14 protein-coding genes are annotated in these 16,096 nt (G+C 43.8%); 8 read left to right on the top strand and 6 right to left on the bottom strand.

The genetic code is table 11. From position 1 onward, the window contains the following. Window positions 1–7: 7 nt before the first annotated feature. The 4 genes from dnaG to rsmD all read right to left on the bottom strand — a co-directional run bounded on the left by dnaG (window position 8) and on the right by rsmD (window position 3,378). Window positions 8–1,747 carry a DNA primase gene (gene dnaG / locus EXT47_RS15645; protein WP_017218469.1) on the bottom strand — a complete coding sequence of 580 codons (1,740 nt, stop codon included), beginning with the start codon at window positions 1,745–1,747 and terminating at the stop codon, window positions 8–10. A 177-nt stretch (window positions 1,748–1,924) separates the two neighbouring features. Continuing rightward, on the bottom strand, window positions 1,925–2,371 hold the full coding sequence (locus tag EXT47_RS15640; protein ID WP_010374111.1) for a GatB/YqeY domain-containing protein: 447 nt from the start codon (window positions 2,369–2,371) through the stop codon (window positions 1,925–1,927). Window positions 2,372–2,391: 20 nt separating this feature from the next. Next, complete coding sequence (gene rpsU, locus EXT47_RS15635) at window positions 2,392–2,607, bottom strand: 30S ribosomal protein S21 (protein WP_010362466.1); 216 nt, start codon at window positions 2,605–2,607, stop codon at window positions 2,392–2,394. Window positions 2,608–2,793: 186 nt separating this feature from the next. Then, complete coding sequence (rsmD, locus tag EXT47_RS15630; RefSeq protein WP_045990366.1) at window positions 2,794–3,378, bottom strand: 16S rRNA (guanine(966)-N(2))-methyltransferase RsmD; 585 nt, start codon at window positions 3,376–3,378, stop codon at window positions 2,794–2,796. A 262-nt stretch (window positions 3,379–3,640) separates the two neighbouring features. On the opposite strand from rsmD, the gene ftsY reads away from it, so the two are divergent. The 7 genes from ftsY to EXT47_RS15595 all read left to right on the top strand — a co-directional run bounded on the left by ftsY (window position 3,641) and on the right by EXT47_RS15595 (window position 11,497). Further along, on the top strand, window positions 3,641–5,824 hold the full coding sequence (gene ftsY, locus EXT47_RS15625) for a signal recognition particle-docking protein FtsY (protein ID WP_130127014.1): 2,184 nt from the start codon (window positions 3,641–3,643) through the stop codon (window positions 5,822–5,824). 113 nt (window positions 5,825–5,937) lie between these two features. Then, window positions 5,938–6,615 carry a cell division ATP-binding protein FtsE gene (ftsE, locus tag EXT47_RS15620; RefSeq protein ID WP_017218471.1) on the top strand — a complete coding sequence of 226 codons (678 nt, stop codon included), beginning with the start codon at window positions 5,938–5,940 and terminating at the stop codon, window positions 6,613–6,615. Next, window positions 6,612–7,598: a permease-like cell division protein FtsX gene (gene ftsX / locus EXT47_RS15615; RefSeq protein ID WP_039493009.1), complete on the top strand. Its 987-nt coding sequence runs from the start codon at window positions 6,612–6,614 to the stop codon at window positions 7,596–7,598. Before ftsE ends, ftsX begins: the two co-directional genes overlap by 4 nt. A 298-nt stretch (window positions 7,599–7,896) precedes the next feature. Then, the gene (gene rpoH / locus EXT47_RS15610) at window positions 7,897–8,754 is read left to right on the top strand and encodes an RNA polymerase sigma factor RpoH (protein WP_039493011.1); all 858 of its coding nucleotides are present in this window, start codon (window positions 7,897–7,899) and stop codon (window positions 8,752–8,754) included. 194 nt (window positions 8,755–8,948) lie between these two features. Further along, window positions 8,949–9,662 carry a 1-acylglycerol-3-phosphate O-acyltransferase gene (locus EXT47_RS15605; RefSeq protein ID WP_188249513.1) on the top strand — a complete coding sequence of 238 codons (714 nt, stop codon included), beginning with the start codon at window positions 8,949–8,951 and terminating at the stop codon, window positions 9,660–9,662. Continuing rightward, the gene (rraB, locus tag EXT47_RS15600) at window positions 9,662–9,997 is read left to right on the top strand and encodes a ribonuclease E inhibitor RraB (RefSeq protein WP_010374098.1); all 336 of its coding nucleotides are present in this window, start codon (window positions 9,662–9,664) and stop codon (window positions 9,995–9,997) included. The genes EXT47_RS15605 and rraB overlap by 1 nt, the downstream gene beginning before the upstream one ends. A 225-nt stretch (window positions 9,998–10,222) precedes the next feature. Continuing rightward, the gene (locus EXT47_RS15595) at window positions 10,223–11,497 is read left to right on the top strand and encodes an HD-GYP domain-containing protein (RefSeq protein ID WP_039493015.1); all 1,275 of its coding nucleotides are present in this window, start codon (window positions 10,223–10,225) and stop codon (window positions 11,495–11,497) included. On the opposite strand, the gene EXT47_RS15590 is transcribed toward EXT47_RS15595, so the two are convergent. Continuing rightward, complete coding sequence (locus EXT47_RS15590; RefSeq protein WP_010374094.1) at window positions 11,494–11,811, bottom strand: hypothetical protein; 318 nt, start codon at window positions 11,809–11,811, stop codon at window positions 11,494–11,496. The two genes, EXT47_RS15595 and EXT47_RS15590, sit on opposite strands and share 4 nt — an antisense overlap. Window positions 11,812–12,184: 373 nt before the next feature. Between EXT47_RS15590 and EXT47_RS15585 the strand changes: the two genes are divergently transcribed. Beyond that, window positions 12,185–13,441: an outer membrane protein transport protein gene (locus tag EXT47_RS15585; RefSeq protein WP_039493017.1), complete on the top strand. Its 1,257-nt coding sequence runs from the start codon at window positions 12,185–12,187 to the stop codon at window positions 13,439–13,441. Window positions 13,442–13,488: 47 nt separating this feature from the next. Here the strand turns inward: EXT47_RS15585 and mutS are convergent, their stop codons facing one another. Further along, window positions 13,489–16,080 carry a DNA mismatch repair protein MutS gene (mutS, locus tag EXT47_RS15580; RefSeq protein WP_130127013.1) on the bottom strand — a complete coding sequence of 864 codons (2,592 nt, stop codon included), beginning with the start codon at window positions 16,078–16,080 and terminating at the stop codon, window positions 13,489–13,491. Window positions 16,081–16,096: the final 16 nt, after the last annotated feature.

Genomic DNA, 16,096 nt, shown 5'->3' with positions numbered 1-16,096 from the left:
AGAACTTCTACTGTTTAAGCGCTTGGGTAAGGAGTGCGCATTCTAGCCGCTCATCATTTGTTAGGCCTTCGGTTTTCTCCTTTATTAATAGGGTCTCTAGGCGATAATTTAAACACTGATCTTCAATAAATTGAAAAGTATTTTTAAATTCGTCTTCTAGCCTATCTTCAGCAACGCCATGTTGCCACACCGCAAGCTTTTTCAAGGCGTCGAATTCAGCCTGATCGCGATAATGTTCAAGTAACTGTGCTGTGTTTATTTGCGGATTATCGTGACATAACATTTGTAAGCTCAGCAGCAGTTGAATACCTGGGATCGCCATTTCACCGAGTTCAGGCATATACTCAACCGTTTGCGCAAGCTGTGGATGTTGGAGCAGTAAGCCAATCGCTCGACGCATCGGCGTGACTTTAAATTGGCGCTCAATTTTATTCTGCTGTTTGTTACTTGCCAATTTAGCACTAAGTTGCTCACGAGTACGACCAATTAACCTGGCTAAGGTCGTTAATAAACTCTCTTGGTAGTAGTCACTGGGTATTTTGCTGATCAGTGGAATGGCATCGGTAAGCAGCTTGGATTTGCCTGCATCATTTGTAAGGTCGCATTGCTCACGTAATTTGGTAAACAATACTTGCGTATAATCGCTTGCTGTTTCTAGCCGTGCTTCAAAGGCATCTTTGCCTTCTTGCTGTACCAATGAGTCTGGATCTTCACCATCAGGTAAAAAGACAAACTGTAGAGACTTACCGTCTTTTAAGTTAGGTAAAGCGTGGTCAAGCGCACGCCAAGCAGCATCGCGGCCAGCTCTGTCACCGTCGTAGCAGCAGATCACTCTGTCGGTATTACGAAACAAAGTTTGCATGTGTTCAGCGGTGGTTGCAGTGCCTAATGCGGCAACGGCGTAATCAATGCCTTTTTCTGCTAGGGCAACGACGTCCATATAGCCTTCCACAATCAACACTTTATCTAATTGCTTATGGGCTTGTTTAGCTTCATAAAAACCATAAAGTTCGAAACTTTTATGGAAAATGCGTGTTTCGGGCGAGTTTAGATATTTAGGGCCTTGATCTGCACCCATTATCCTTCCGCCAAATGCGATGACACGACCACGTTTATCACGAATAGGGAACATCAAGCGATCGCGGAAGAAGTCAAATTGGCGGCCAGCTGACTTTTCTGATGCTAACTTTAAATCAAGCAGCTGTTGTTTGTGCTCAGGCTTGCGGGCTATTTGATTACACAATGACTCCCACTCAGGTGGTGCATAACCAATCATAAACTTTTGTACAGTTTCGCCACTCAGGCCGCGGCCTTTTACGTAGTCAATTACTTGAGTGGCATTGCTATGGTGTTTTAACTGATGCTGGTAAAACTTAGCGGCTTGGAGCATTAAGTCATAGTCAGACTTTTTTTCTTCCATTGAACGCTGCGGCCCTTGTGGGGCGTTTTCGCGTGGTACTTCTAAGTTTAATAGGGCGGCTAGTTCCTCAATGGCATCAACAAACTCAAGCTTGTCGTATTCCATTAAAAAGGAAATAGCGTTGCCATTAGCACCACATCCGAAGCAATGATAAAACTGTTTATCACGCGACACGGTAAATGAAGGCGTTTTTTCATTGTGAAATGGACAGCAGGCTTGATAGTCTTTTCCTGCTTTTTTTAATCCCACACGACCGTCTATGAGCTCGACAATGTCCGCTCTTGCGAGCAAGTCATCAATAAACTGTCTAGGGATTTTGCCTTTCATTTAAGTTCCGAAGTTGTACTAGTGAGTGAGCGCATTATATCAAGTAGCAACGAGAAAAAATCAACTTAATTCAATTAAGGTATCTTATTAGCGCTGCATTGATGCGCATGACGCCTAAAACGAAGAAACCGAGCACTAGGCTCGGTTCACTTATCAATCATACAATTGTATGTGGGCTTAAGCGGTAAGTCTTTGCTTAATTAAACCAGAGACTTTACCCATATCAGCACGACCTTCAGCTTCTGCTTTAATCGCACCCATTACTTTGCCCATGTCTTGCATGCCTGACGCACCAGTTTGTGCAATCACGGCATCAATTAGCTCGACAATTTCATCTTCGCTAAGTGGCTTAGGAAGGAATGTCTCAAGTACGCTAATTTCGTTAGCTTCGATATCAGCTAAGTCTTCACGCCCTGCATCTTTATACTGGGTATAAGAATCGCGACGCTGCTTAACCAACTTAACTAAAACCGCAGTAATACCTGCGTCGTCTAGTGTAGTTTGGTTGTCGATTTCTCGCTGTTTAATTTCAGCAAGTACCGCACGAATCGCGCCAAGACGAAGTTTCTCTTTGGCTTTCATCGCTTCTTTTTGCGCGTCTTTTAGCGTAACTAATAAGCTCATTGATACAAGACCAATACTGATTAGTATAATTTAACGCGACGTGCGTTTTCGCGAGAAAGCTTCTTCATGTGACGCTTAACCGCTGCAGCTTTTTTGCGCTTACGCTCAGCAGTTGGCTTCTCGTAGTGCTCGCGACGACGAACTTCAGAAAGGATACCTGCTTTTTCACATGAACGTTTGAAACGACGTAGTGCAACGTCAAACGGCTCGTTTTCTCTTACTTTAATTACTGGCATTAAAAATTCACCTACCTAATTAATGAGCTTAGCTCTATCTGGCTAAAAACTAGCCAATTGGTTCAAAAATGGTGCGGTATTGTAATCTGAAGCAAGACCGCATGTAAAGCCTAAATTATAGCTAAAAACACCAGCCCTGTCATGTCATACGCTAGCGGCTGTTTTTTCATTCTTTATGAGGGAATTTCAGCGCTGATAAAGGCGGCAGATCACTTGTCCTGCATGCTTTTCTTTAATCACTTGCCAATTTTCTGGTGTTTCAGGTTGTGCTTCTTGTTCAAATTCAACATAGATGAGTGCGTCTTCGCTGAGCCAAGATTGTGTCTCAAGTAAATCACAACAAGGAGTCACAAGCCCTTTGCGAAAGGGTGGGTCAATAAAAACCAAGTCATATTGCTGTTGCTTAAGGTTATTTGCCAGCATGGTTAACGCGTCGGTATTAATGATTTCAACGTTATCCAGTTTGAGTAAAGTTGCATTATTGCTAAGCTGCATCGCCGCGGTTTTATCCAGTTCGATAAAGGTCCCGCTTGCAGCGAAGCGTGAAATAGCCTCAAATCCTAGACTGCCAGCACCAGCAAAGCAATCGAGTACTTTTGCGTCTCTTACGTCCTGCATGAGCCAATTAAAAACGGTTTCTTTCATTCTATCTGTTGTTGGTCTTAATCCCACAACATCATGAACAGGTAACTTGCGACCTTTATGCTTACCACTTATCAGGCGGATGAAACCAGACTGTTTGGTATTTGACTTGGGCTTAGATTTTCTCATAGCGACGTAATTTGCTTCTTTATTAAAGGTTCTTGGTGTCAGGATTTTTCATCCTTACGGAACATGGTACACTTGCACGCAATTTTGTCTAAGCACTAAGGTTGCCATCCTCGGCTTGCCTTTCGAGCCCAAAATTAAGTGTGATATCAATCCAAGTAAAAGCAATAAGCTGATGCGGATTGGCGTTTTCGAGTATGGTAGCAAGATCATTAACATTTTGCTTTGGGTTTATGCAATTTATCTAACACGGTCATAAGTGAATATGGGAAAGAAAAACAAATTTTTATCTTGGTTGGGCTTTGGTAAATCCGATAAAGAGCAACAAGAAGCTGAACGCCAAGAACAGTTAGCAAAAGAACAAGCTGAGCGTGAGGAAGCAGAACGCCAAGCAAAATTAGCTCAAGAGCAAGCAGAGCGTGAAGAGGCTGAGCGTCAGGCGCAACAAGCAACAGAACGAGCTGAGCGTGAAGAAGCGGAACGTCAGGCACAACTAGCGAAAGAACAAGCTGAGCGTGAGGAAGCAGAACGTCAGGCGCAATTAGCTAAAAAACAAGCTGAGCGTGAAGAAGCGGAACGTCAGGCGCAACAAGCAAAAGAACAAGCTGAGCGTGAGGAAGCAGAACGTCAGGCGCAATTAGCGAAAAAGCAAGCTGAGCGTGAAGAGGCAGAACGTCAGGCACAACTAGCGAAAGAACAAGCTGAGCGTGAGGAAGCAGAACGTCAGGCACAACTAGCGAAAGAACAGGCTGAGCGTGAAGAAGCAGAACGTCAGGCGCAATTAGCTAAAGATCAAGCTGAGCGTGAAGAGGCCGAACGTCAAGCACAACTTGCGAAAGAACAAGCAGAGCGTGAGGAAGCAGAACGCCAGGCACAATTTGCTAAAGAACAAGCCGAGCTTGAGGAAGCAGAACGTCAGGCACAATTGGCTAAAGAGCAAGCCGAGCGTGAGGAAGCAGAACGTCAGGCACAACTTGCAAAAGAACAAGCCGAGCGTGAAGAAGCAGAACGCCAAGAACAGTTAGCCAAAGAGCAAGCTGAGCGTGAAGAAGCAGAACGTCAGGCACAACTTGCGAAAGAACAAGCTGAGCGTGAAGAAGCAGAACGTCAGGCACAACTAGCGAAAGAACAAGCTGAGCGTGAAGAAGCAGAACGTCAGGCGCAATTAGCGAAAGAACAAGCTGAGCGTGAGGAGGCAGAGCGTCAGGCACAATTAGCGAAAGAACAAGCTGAACGTGAGGAAGCGGAACGTCAGGCGCAATTGGCTAAAGAGCAAGCCGAGCGTGAAGAAGCAGAACGCCAAGAACAGTTAGCCAAAGAGCAAGCTGAGCGTGAAGAAGCGGAACGCCAAGCAAAAATAGCTCAAGAACAAGCCGAGCGTGAGGAAGCAGAACGTCAGGCACAATTGGCTAAAGAGCAAGCCGAGCGTGAGGAAGCAGAACGTCAGGCACAACTAGCGAAAGAACAAGCTGAGCGTGAGGAAGCAGAGCGTCAGGCACAATTAGCTCAAGAACAAGAAAAGCCGAAAAAAGAAGGTTTCTTCTCCCGTCTTAAAAAAGGCTTGTTGAAAACCAAGGCCAATATCGGCTCAGGCTTTGCTTCGGTATTCAAAGGCAAGAAAATCGATGATGAGTTGTTCGAAGATCTAGAAACGCAATTGCTAACGGCTGATATTGGTGTTGAAACCACGATGAAGCTGATAGATAACCTGACTGATGCTGCTGATAGAAAGCAGTTAAAAGACGGTGAAGCTTTATATGATCTAATGAAAAAAGAAATGTCAGAGATCTTAAATACCGCAGAGCAACCGCTTGAGATCCCTGTCGATAAGAAACCTTTTGTTATCTTAATGGTTGGCGTAAATGGCGTTGGTAAAACGACAACAATCGGTAAGCTTGCCAAACAGTTTCAAAGCGAAGGTAAATCCGTCATGTTGGCGGCTGGCGATACTTTCCGCGCGGCTGCGGTAGAGCAGTTGCAGGTATGGGGTGAAAGAAACAGTATCCCCGTTGTTGCCCAACACACAGGTGCTGATTCTGCGTCGGTGGTATTTGATGCCTTCCAAGCCGCTAAAGCGAGAAATATCGATGTATTAATAGCGGATACAGCGGGTCGATTACAAAATAAAGATAACCTAATGCAAGAGCTTGAGAAGATAGCTCGAGTAATGAAAAAGTTAGACCCTGATGCGCCACATGAAGTGATGTTGACGATTGATGCCGGAACTGGTCAGAATGCGATTAGTCAGGTAAAACTGTTTAATCAAGCGGTTGGCTTAACTGGTATCACGTTAACTAAGCTTGATGGTACAGCCAAAGGTGGGGTTATCTTTGCTGTGGCGGATCAGTTTAAGGTACCAATTCGATATATAGGTGTAGGTGAAGGCATTGATGACTTACGCACCTTTAAGAGTGATGACTTTATCGAGGCATTGTTCAGTCAAGAATAAATAGAGACATCAGTTGCAATAAAGCGGGCAAATTTGCCCGCTTTATTCGATTGCCGAATTGCTACAATGCCACGGACTGAGTGTCATGGTTAAAATAAGTATAAGAGGCCAACATGATTAAATTTGAGCAGGTGAGCAAAACTTATCCTGGTGGGCACAAAGCGCTGGAAAAAGTGAGCTTTGAACTTGCAAATGGAGAACTCGCATTTTTAACCGGCCACAGTGGCGCTGGTAAAAGTACATTATTAAAGTTGGTTAGCGTGATGGAAAGGCCATCAGCAGGCCGTGTCTACATTAATGGTGTCGATCTCAATACGGTATCTAACCGGCAGGTTCCTTTCGTTCGCCGAGATATTGGGATTATTTTTCAAAACCACCGCCTACTCGAACGTTACAGCGTATTTGATAACGTCGCACTACCTTTAGTTATTGAAGGTACTCACCATAAACAGATCACCAAAAGAGTACATGCCGCTCTGGACAAGGTGGGTTTGCTTGATAAAGCAAAGTGCCATCCGAGTGTGTTATCTGGAGGTGAACAGCAACGTGTTGGCATAGCAAGAGCGATTGTTAACTCGCCGCCTTTGCTGCTTGCAGACGAACCTACGGGGAACTTAGACCCAGAACTATCGATGGAAATTCTGAACCTATTTGAAGAATTTAATCGCCGTGGTACATCCGTTCTTATCGCTACTCATGATTTGGGGTTAATAGCACGTATGAAATACCGTAGCTTCACGCTTAATCAAGGACGCATGCTACAAGATCCGCTAGCGGAGGACACGCTATGAGTTTGCTGTTTAAAGGACGAGGAAATCAGGCTGAACAGAGTAAAAAGTCGGTATTTCATCATTTTTACTTTTTTTGTTTGATGATTATTCGTCAAGGTGTACAGAGCCTTGGGGAAATGTGGCGTACGCCAATGGCCTCTTTAATGACTATTCTAGTTTTGGGACTCAGCCTGACATTGCCAGCGACGCTTTATGTGGTAGTGAAAAATGTACAGCAGGTAAGTAGCGGGTTTAAAGAGGCATCTGAAATATCATTGTTTGTTAAAGACGAAATGACAGAGGCACAGACACAAACCTTGGTGAAGCGGCTTGCACTCTATCCAGAAATAGAAAAAGTAGTACTGATAAGTAAAAGCCAAGCTTTGGATGAATTTAAGTCTATGTCTGGCTTTGGTCAGGCGCTTAACTATTTAGAAGAAAACCCGCTGCCTAATGTTGTGCTAGTAACGCCTGTTAGTCGTTTTAGAAAACCACAAGCCGCAACAGAGCTTCTCACTAAACTTGAAAAAGAACGAGAGGTTGAGTTTGGTAAGCTGGATATTGAATGGCTAGAGCGCCTAAATGCACTACTGGGATTACTAAAAGAAAGTGTGATCACCGTGGGGTTTCTATTGCTTAGCGCCGTTATCTTGATTATTGGAAATACCATACGCTTATCCATCATGGACAAGAAAGAAGAAATCCAAGTGCTAAAACTGGTGGGAGCGACCAATACCTTTATTCAGGCTCCGTTTCTTTGGACTGGTGTATGGTATGGCATAGTCGGTGGTTTGGTTGCCTTTATCTGTGTTGGCCTTATGTTGTGGTGGCTGGAGTCAGCTGTATCTACAGTTGTTGGGGTATATCAAAGCAACTTTGTGCTTCAGGGAATGGCAGGGAATGAACTTTTAGTGCTACTTGGCACTGCGATTACTTTAGGGTTTGTAGGCTCTTTTCTTTCTGTACACCGTTATATCAAAGAGATTGAACCTGAAAAGGTATGATTTAACGCTACAAACACCAACCGACTGCTAAAGTGTAGCAGTCGGTTGCCAATTACTATCAGGTTTTAGCACTCAAACAATCAGAACTATTTAAATTTAGCACTGTCATAAAAAAATAATATCGTAAAAAGAAGCCTAGTTAATTCAATATTTTTAATATTATTCAGTAGGTTATATTTTATTTTCGAAGTTCTTCTAAAAAGGTTGATTTTAAAAATCAGATAAAGTAGATTGCATTTAGCACTCTAGATGTTAGAGTGCTAAATATACACGAAACGGTTTATCACTGAGGTGAAACATGACTAAAGATTTATACGCATTAGCACTAACTGGGCAGCAGAGCGCAAGTGTTGAAGGTTACCTTCAATCTGTAAGCACAATACCTATGCTTGGCGCTGAGGAAGAGAGAAAACTTGCGACACGTCTTCAGGAAGAAGGGGATCTTAACGCGGCTAAGCAGCTCATTATGTCTCATTTGAGATTTGTTGCTCACATCGCAAAAAGTTATTCAGGCTATGGCCTACCTCAGGCTGACTTGATCCAAGAAGGTAATATTGGATTGATGAAGGCAGTAAAGCGTTTTGACCCAAGCGTGGGTGTGCGCCTTGTTTCTTTTGCGGTACATTGGATTAAAGCAGAAATCCATGAATATGTATTAAAGAACTGGCGTATTGTTAAAGTTGCGACGACAAAAGCGCAGCGTAAATTATTCTTCAATCTGCGCAAAAATAAAAAGCGTTTAGGTTGGTTTAACCAAGACGAAGTGACAACGGTTGCAAACGAGCTTGGTGTAAGTGAGAAAGAAGTTCGCGAGATGGAATCGCGTATGGCAGGCCAAGATATGGGCTTTGACCTATCTGCTGATGATGACGAAAGCCAAGCGGGTAACTTCTCTCCAGTACAGTATTTAACAGACACAAGTAGTGACCTTGCCGAAGAAGTTGAGCAAGAGCAGTGGCAAGAGCAGTCACATAATCGCCTATTTGCAGCACTGAAAACGCTTGATGAGCGTTCTCAAGATATCGTAAGTGCACGCTGGCTTGCTGACGAAAAGGCAACGCTACAAGATTTAGCTGAGAAATATAGCGTGTCGGCAGAGCGTGTACGCCAGCTAGAAAAGTCAGCAATGAAAAAGCTGCAAAACGCAATGAGCTAAATTTTGCAAAAATGATAAATCGTGTGTCAAATGCCGCTACTCAGCGGCATTTTTATTTTCTATAAACAGATCAGCATCTTAACTCTCATACCTAGAGACTCCTCTGGCAATCTCAAAACTATCATCATTTTGAGCTTACAAGTGTTCGCTTATTTTACTATAATGCGCGAGATTTTAATTCTGGAGTGGTTAAATTGATTGCCATTATACGAATTCTCTTATTAGCAGTGTTTATCATTGTTAGTGGTATTTGCGGATTGTTATTGTGCATTGTGCGTCCTTTTCATGCCAACAATGTGCACACGATAGCCAAATGGTATGGCTATATGTCAAAGTTGATAGGCGTTGAATTGGTTATTACGCAGCATGCAAATGCCAAGCATGTTGTTCCTGCGATGTATGTTGCAAATCACCAAAATAATTATGATCTCTTTACGCTGCCGGCCGTGGTGCCAAAAAACACCGTCAGCATGGGGAAAAAAAGCTTAAAGTGGATCCCGTTTTTTGGACAAATGTATTGGCTATCTGGCAACATTTTGATTGATAGAGCTAATCGTTCTAAAGCCTTGGGAACACTGACCAAATCAGCAAAAAAAATCACCGAGTCAAAACTATCGGTTTGGATGTTCCCTGAAGGAACCAGAAGCTATGGTCGCGGTTTGTTGCCATTTAAAACCGGGGCATTTCATACTGCAATGAGCGCCAATGTGCCTATTATCCCAGTATGTATGAGTTCAACACATGAGCAGATAAAGCTCAATCGTTGGAATAATGGTAAGGTCTATATCGATATACTAGAGCCAGAATATTTAGACTCAGAAGTGCCAGCAAGGGATCACGCTGCTCAGATCCATGCTAAAATGGCTCAAAGAATAGCTGAACTAGATGCAAAAGCGAGATTAAAATAATGGAAAACTGGCGTGAGATAAGTGAAGACATCGTTTCTTCATTGCTAGAAGACGGTTCAAACCCTGAAACACTTTATGAAGTAGAACATCACTTTGTAAGCGAGGATTTTGACAAGCTGGAAGCAGCAGCATTAGCGGCATTTAAATTGGGCTATGATGTTGAAGAACCAGCAGAGCTTGAGCTCGAAGACGGCGGTAAAATTTGGGGCTTTGATGTTGTAGTAGAAGCCGAACTGGATACCGACGTTATCATGGAAGACGTAGACAAGTTAGAAAAGGTTGCACTAGACGCTGGCGTTGAATACGACGGCTGGGGAACTTATTTCCAAGAATAGCAACTGTATAAAACCCAGCATGTATACGGTGTTGGGTTTCCCCTCCTACAACACCTCACAAACACCTAAAAATAGATCACTTAATTAAGCAAATTGGTATAACAAGCGTTTCTGAGTGGTTGTAATTTCACCATACCTTTGTGTGAATTTAATCTGAATAGATGGTGTTTCACCTCATTCAATGGTATTAATATTCATTGGCTAACTACGTAGTGTAAGCGATTCATGCAGATTGTCCTCCCCATTGAAGATCTTAGACCAGGAATGTTTGTGGATAATGTTCACAAGCATAAGTCTGACGCGGGCATTAAGATCAAATCTCGGGGAATGGTCAGAGATGAAGCCATCATTCAAAAACTGATTGATAAAGGGGTACTGGAGCTCACCATCGACTTTACGCAGAGCGATATTCCTGTACCACAGAAATATCAGCAGCCAGCTGAACCGGTCACTGAAGCACCACAAACCCCTGAAGAACCAGCCGCCAAAAATGGCATGGATGGCAGTCTTTCCACCGCTCGCAGCAAGCCAAAATCCAAAGCCAAAACGGTGAGTAAAGAACAAACTTTGCAGCAAGAATTTGCGGTTGCGATGCAAAAGTTTGAAAAGAATAACCGTCAGATCCAAAGCCTCTATGGAGATGTAACGTCGGGTTTGAAGGTCGATATGAGCCTCATCAACGAGGTAAGTAAAGACATCGTCGATTCGGTACTGCGCAATTCAAATGCGATGGCGATTTTAACTCGGATCAAAGACAAAGATGCCTACAATTGGCGTCATATGACCAACTGCGCCATTCTGATCACCGTATTTGCCAAACACCTTGGCTTGCAACATCACATTATTGAACAGTTAGCCATGGGGGCGATGTTGCATGACATTGGTCACGCTAAGTTACCGCAGGGGCTGATCAATAAGCCGGGCAATTTTACCGATCTTGAGTATCGTGCGGTCAAAAAACATGTGGCGCAGTCGTTGGGGTTGAGCAAAGGAGAGTCTGGGATCACGCCAATCATGCTGGACATGATCATCAACCATCATGAACGCTTAGATGGTACAGGCTATCCCAGAGGGATTAAAGACGACGCACTCAGCACCGCGGCAAGAATGATGGCGATTGTGGATGTATACGACGCCATAACCTCAGATCAGCACCACAAAGAGGCTGATGAGCCTATTAATGCGTTACGCTTTTTGCTGTCGAGTAAAAAGCAATTTGACCCTATTTTAGTGCAACGTTTTATTAAGTGTATGGGGGTTCACCCCGTAGGAACTATTGTTAAACTGACCAACGAGCGATTAGGATTGGTACTCGAAGGCAATAAACATGCACCCACGGCGCCTCTTGTACGAGTGTTTTACAATACCAAACATCTCCACCATGTTACGGCAAAAGATTTGGATTTAAGCGAGTCAGACATCAAAGTGATTGCAAGTGTCAGGCCGCTTGATTATCAAATTAACCTCTCACGATTGCTAAGAGATCAATTATTGATTTAAGGCTTGGATTGCGCGACTGGGAAGAAAGCGTTTTTACAGCGTCTTTTGAGATTTTGCCATCTAGCAGAGAGCATTGCGCCAGTCATACAGCTTGCCATCATTAATATCCACAGTAATGTTCCCTTTTCCGAATGTAACGCCGCACAGCTTAGCAGCAGTGATAGCAGCGCTGCGACAATTGCACCTAGCCAGTATTGACTGACCGGATTATCACACTCTCCTGCGTGGCGACAGGCACAGTAGTTTGCTTTGCACAGGCAATATACGCTGAGACCGCAAAATACCAATGCGCAAACGATTAATGCTATCGACATGTTGTTCTCCTTGGCACGATTAGCACACAGAATGACTCATACTCAGATTGAAGAGTGTATATAAGGGATGAAGGTACGTCAATGATATTGGTAATTATTATCATTTGATAATTTATCTCATCCGATGAGTTTATAAAGTGCGTAATTTGTTCGTTATATGTTCACTTAATCAACGAAAAGTCGCAAAAAAGGAGATTTCTACTCCACTTTTAGGTAGGGTGTCATGAATTTATTATTCTGCCAATTTGGTGGGTGTGTGGCATAGCTGGATATTGGCTAGGTGAGCAAGGTCAAAGTGAGGCTACGCAGTGTTACTCGAATTGGTTTTTTTAACCATTACTCAGGAAATGGTTAGTTCACAGGGGATTAGAGTATGAACAAAGTATTATTAGGTCTTATCGCATCAGGTGCGATTTTATCGTCATCACAAGCACTAGCTGCCGCCTTCCAACTTGCGGAACAAAACGTATCTGGCCTTGGTCGTGCTTATGCGGGTGAAGCATCTGCAGCCGACGATGCGTCAGTGGTTGCACGTAACCCAGCATTGATGGGTAAGCTATCAGGCACGCAATTATCAGTAGCAGCTATGTATGTTCAACCGGACGTAAGCCTGACGGGAACAGGTACTAGCAATGGTATCCCTGCATCTGCGTTAAATGACAACAGCATCGCACCAAGTGCTATTATTCCTGCTATTTATGCAACACACAAATATAATGACCAATGGTCGATTGGTGCAGGTATCTATTCACAGTTCGGCCTATCTACAGAATTCGATAAGGATTATGTTGCTGGCCAAATCGCGGGTGAAACTGAAATTAAGACCGTTAACTTAGGCATTTCAGCTGCTTACCAAATTGATGAGCAATGGAGCGTAGCGTTTGGTATTAATGAAGTTTATGCCGATGCTAAAATCGTCCGTAACCTTGGCGCGACAACGACAGGTTTGCCAGCAAGTACTCAAGCGGTACATTTAGAAGGTGACGATTATGGCTTTGGTTGGAACCTAGGCGTTGCTTATCAAATTGATGAAAACAACCTAATCGGCTTCCATTACCGTAGTGAAACAGATATCACATTTGATGGCCACTTTAGCAACGACTTACCAGCAGCGATTGGCGGCTTGAATGGCGCGTCACTACCAGGTTCAGTAGATGTAACGTTACCTGCGATTGCTGAGATCTCAGGTTCTCATAAACTAAACCAAGAAACCTCACTACACTACAGCGTACTTTGGACTGGCTGGAATAGTTTTGATGAACTTGAAGCTGTAGTTGGTAACGCAGGTTCAGTATTCACTAAAGAAGAGAATTTCTCTAATTCATTACGTTTTGCAGTTGGTGCTGACTATCAGCTTAGTAATGCAGTGAAACTACGTGCAGGTATGGCGTATGATGAATCACCAGCGGATGAAAACCATCTGTCTATCTCAATTCCTGATACAGACCGTACTTGGTACTCATTTGGTGCGGAGTATACACTTGCTAACCAAGCAACTGTAGATTTCGGGATCAGTGTTTTAAGAGGTAAAACACAAACTTTCACTGAAGCTGACAGATTCAGTGAGTGGGGCTATCGCTCTAAAGGCCATGCGATGATCTTTGGTCTTCAATATAATCACAAGTTCTAATTGTGAGAGAACATTAAAAAAGCGGCTTTTAGCCGCTTTTTTACTTTCTACAGCATAGACTTAAGTTGATATAGCAAAGCATGAGCTTGCTTTGGTGTCATATCATCGGGATCCATATCTGCAAGTAGCGCTTCAACCTCAGAAGGCTCATTGGCAAGCATTAAGCTCTGCTGTACAGGCGCAGCTACATGAACAGGCTTATCGCCAACGACGCTCTGATGTTGCTCTAACAAAGCGAGTTTCTGTTTTGCCAACTTAATCACCGCTTTTGGCACGCCGGCAAGACTTGCTACCTGTAAACCAAAACTCTTACTTGCAGCCCCTTCCATCACGGTGTGTTTGAAGGCAATGGTATCGTTATGTTCAACGGCATCCAAATGCACATTAACAAGGCCGGCTTGCTGCTCAGCCAATTCGGTTAACTCAAAATAATGAGTTGCAAACAGTGTTTTTGCTGCAATTTTGCTGGCGAGATAATCCGCTGTCGCATAAGCGAGTGATAAACCGTCATAGGTGCTTGTCCCGCGACCAATTTCGTCCATCAGCACTAACGACTGGGCGGTTGCATTGTTTAAAATGGTTGCAGTTTCGGTCATTTCAACCATAAAGGTTGAGCGCCCAGAGGCAAGATCATCACTGGCACCAATGCGAGTAAAAATACGATCGACAATACCGATGGTGGCCGCGCTTGCCGGTACATAGCTGCCAATATGCGCCATCAACACGATTAACGCGGTTTGACGCATATAGGTCGATTTACCACCCATATTTGGTCCAGTAATAATGAGCATTTTACGTTCATCGTTGAGTTTTACTGGGTTGGCAATGAATGGTTCTTTACTTACTTGTTCTACGACTGGGTGGCGACCATCCACTAAATCAATTTCAGTGCCCTCGGTAAGCGTGGGCTTGCAATAGTCTAGTGTCTGAGCACGTTCAGCTAAGGTGTTTAATACGTCCAAATCGGCAAGTGCTGCTGCCATGACTTGCAATTGTTCAATATAAGGAGCGATGAGTTCAAATAGCTCTTCATATAGGCGCTTTTCAAGTGCTAGTGCTTTCGATTGGCTTCCAAGCACTTTGTCTTCATGCTCTTTTAGCTCAGGAATAATATAGCGTTCGTTATTTTTCAGTGTTTGTCTGCGAATGTATTCTGCAGGCACTAAGTGCGAATTGGCGCGGCTGATCTCAATATAAAATCCGTGAACGCGGTTATAGCCAATTTTTAATGTCGAGATCCCTGTGCGTTCGCGCTCTCTTTCTTCAAGTTTTTCTAAAACATCCGTGGCACCTGCGCTTAATGCGCGTAGCTCGTCAAGCTCTGCATTGTAACCCTGTGCTATCACTCCACCATCACGAATGAGAACAGGGGGATTGTCGATAACCGCTCGTTCTAACAAATCTTGTAACTTAGGTAATGCCGGTGAGTGGCTAATGATAGACTGAAGTCTCGCATCCGTCGCATCTTGTAAAATATCATGCAATGGCGGTAACGCTTGTAATGCACTTCTTAAACGCGTTAGATCACGCGGACGAGCGGTAAACAACGCTAACCGTGCTACAACTCGTTCAATATCGCCAATGTGTTTTAGTGCATCGTAAACTTCCATGCATAGTTGTTGTTCGATAAGGCTCGCAATCGCATTGAGTCGAGCATTGAGCTCTTTGCGTTCGCGCACGGGCGTATGAATACGGCGTTTTAGTAAGCGCGAACCCATAGCCGTTGAAGACTTATCTAAAATCTGCGCTAAGGTGTTTTCAACACCGCCAGAGAGATTCAGTGTTAGCTCTAAGTTTTTGCGTGTTGCGGCATCTAAGATCACTGCGTGCTCATTCTTTTCGAGCGTGATCGCACGAATATGAGGTAATGCCGTGCGCTGCGTGTCTTTCACGTATTGCATGACACAACCCGCAGCGATTAAACCCATATTGGCATTGTCGACACCAAAACCGACTAAATCGCGGGTTTCAAACTGCTGACAAAGTAAATGCTTTGCTGTGTCTAAATCGAACTCCCAATCCGGGCGGCGACGACTGCCTTTAATACTTTCTAGCACTAAAAGGTTCTGAAATGATTCTGGATATAACAATTCTGCGGGCTGCAAGCGCTGTAGCGTAGAGTTAAGTGCTTCGTCAGTCTGTAGCTCTACGATATTAAATCGGCCCGAGTTAATATCAAGATAGGCAATGCCATAACCTAAGTTTTTTGGATGTTGGTAGACCGCCGCAAGTAAATTATCTTGGCGTTCTTGCAATAGTGCTTCGTCGGTGACGGTACCTGGAGTAACAATACGCACAACTTTACGTTCTACAGGACCTTTACTGGTCGCGGGGTCGCCAACTTGCTCACAAATAGCAACAGATTCACCCAGTTGTACCAAGCGAGCTAAGTAGTTTTCAACTGCATGATAGGGAACACCCGCCATTGGAATTGGATTGCCACCGGCTTTGCCCCGATAGGTTTGAGAAATATCAAGAAGCTGCGCCGCTCTGATGGCATCGTCAAAGAAGAGTTCATAAAAGTCGCCCATGCGATAGAACAGCAAGATTTCTTGATGCTGAGCTTTAATTCGCAGGTATTGCTGCATCATTGGGGTTTGTTGGTTTATAGTGTGTTCTGAATATAGATCTGACGACATTGTTGATACCTAAAAG

It is taken from the genome of Pseudoalteromonas sp. CO342X, from assembly GCF_004208915.1.
In the GTDB taxonomy this organism is placed as follows: Bacteria; Pseudomonadota; Gammaproteobacteria; order Enterobacterales; family Alteromonadaceae; genus Pseudoalteromonas; species Pseudoalteromonas maricaloris.
Note: the sequence above shows the minus strand (reverse complement) of the source record. Positions and strands in the feature narration are given on the sequence as shown.

Excerpts from the sequence above, each read along its gene's own strand:
- dnaG (WP_017218469.1), bottom strand. The coding sequence starts at position 1,747 with ATGAAAGGCAAAATCCCTAGACAGTTTATTGATGACTTGCTCGCAAGA.
- EXT47_RS15590 (WP_010374094.1), bottom strand. The coding sequence starts at position 11,811 with ATGTCGATAGCATTAATCGTTTGCGCATTGGTATTTTGCGGTCTCAGC.
- ftsE (WP_017218471.1), top strand. The coding sequence starts at position 5,938 with ATGATTAAATTTGAGCAGGTGAGCAAAACTTATCCTGGTGGGCACAAA.
- ftsX (WP_039493009.1), top strand. The coding sequence starts at position 6,612 with ATGAGTTTGCTGTTTAAAGGACGAGGAAATCAGGCTGAACAGAGTAAA.
- rpsU (WP_010362466.1), bottom strand. The coding sequence starts at position 2,607 with ATGCCAGTAATTAAAGTAAGAGAAAACGAGCCGTTTGACGTTGCACTA.
- EXT47_RS15640 (WP_010374111.1), bottom strand. The coding sequence starts at position 2,371 with ATGAGCTTATTAGTTACGCTAAAAGACGCGCAAAAAGAAGCGATGAAA.
- EXT47_RS15585 (WP_039493017.1), top strand. The coding sequence starts at position 12,185 with ATGAACAAAGTATTATTAGGTCTTATCGCATCAGGTGCGATTTTATCG.
- rsmD (WP_045990366.1), bottom strand. The coding sequence starts at position 3,378 with ATGAGAAAATCTAAGCCCAAGTCAAATACCAAACAGTCTGGTTTCATC.
- mutS (WP_130127013.1), bottom strand. The coding sequence starts at position 16,080 with ATGTCGTCAGATCTATATTCAGAACACACTATAAACCAACAAACCCCA.
- rraB (WP_010374098.1), top strand. The coding sequence starts at position 9,662 with ATGGAAAACTGGCGTGAGATAAGTGAAGACATCGTTTCTTCATTGCTA.
- ftsY (WP_130127014.1), top strand. The coding sequence starts at position 3,641 with ATGGGAAAGAAAAACAAATTTTTATCTTGGTTGGGCTTTGGTAAATCC.
- EXT47_RS15595 (WP_039493015.1), top strand. The coding sequence starts at position 10,223 with ATGCAGATTGTCCTCCCCATTGAAGATCTTAGACCAGGAATGTTTGTG.
- rpoH (WP_039493011.1), top strand. The coding sequence starts at position 7,897 with ATGACTAAAGATTTATACGCATTAGCACTAACTGGGCAGCAGAGCGCA.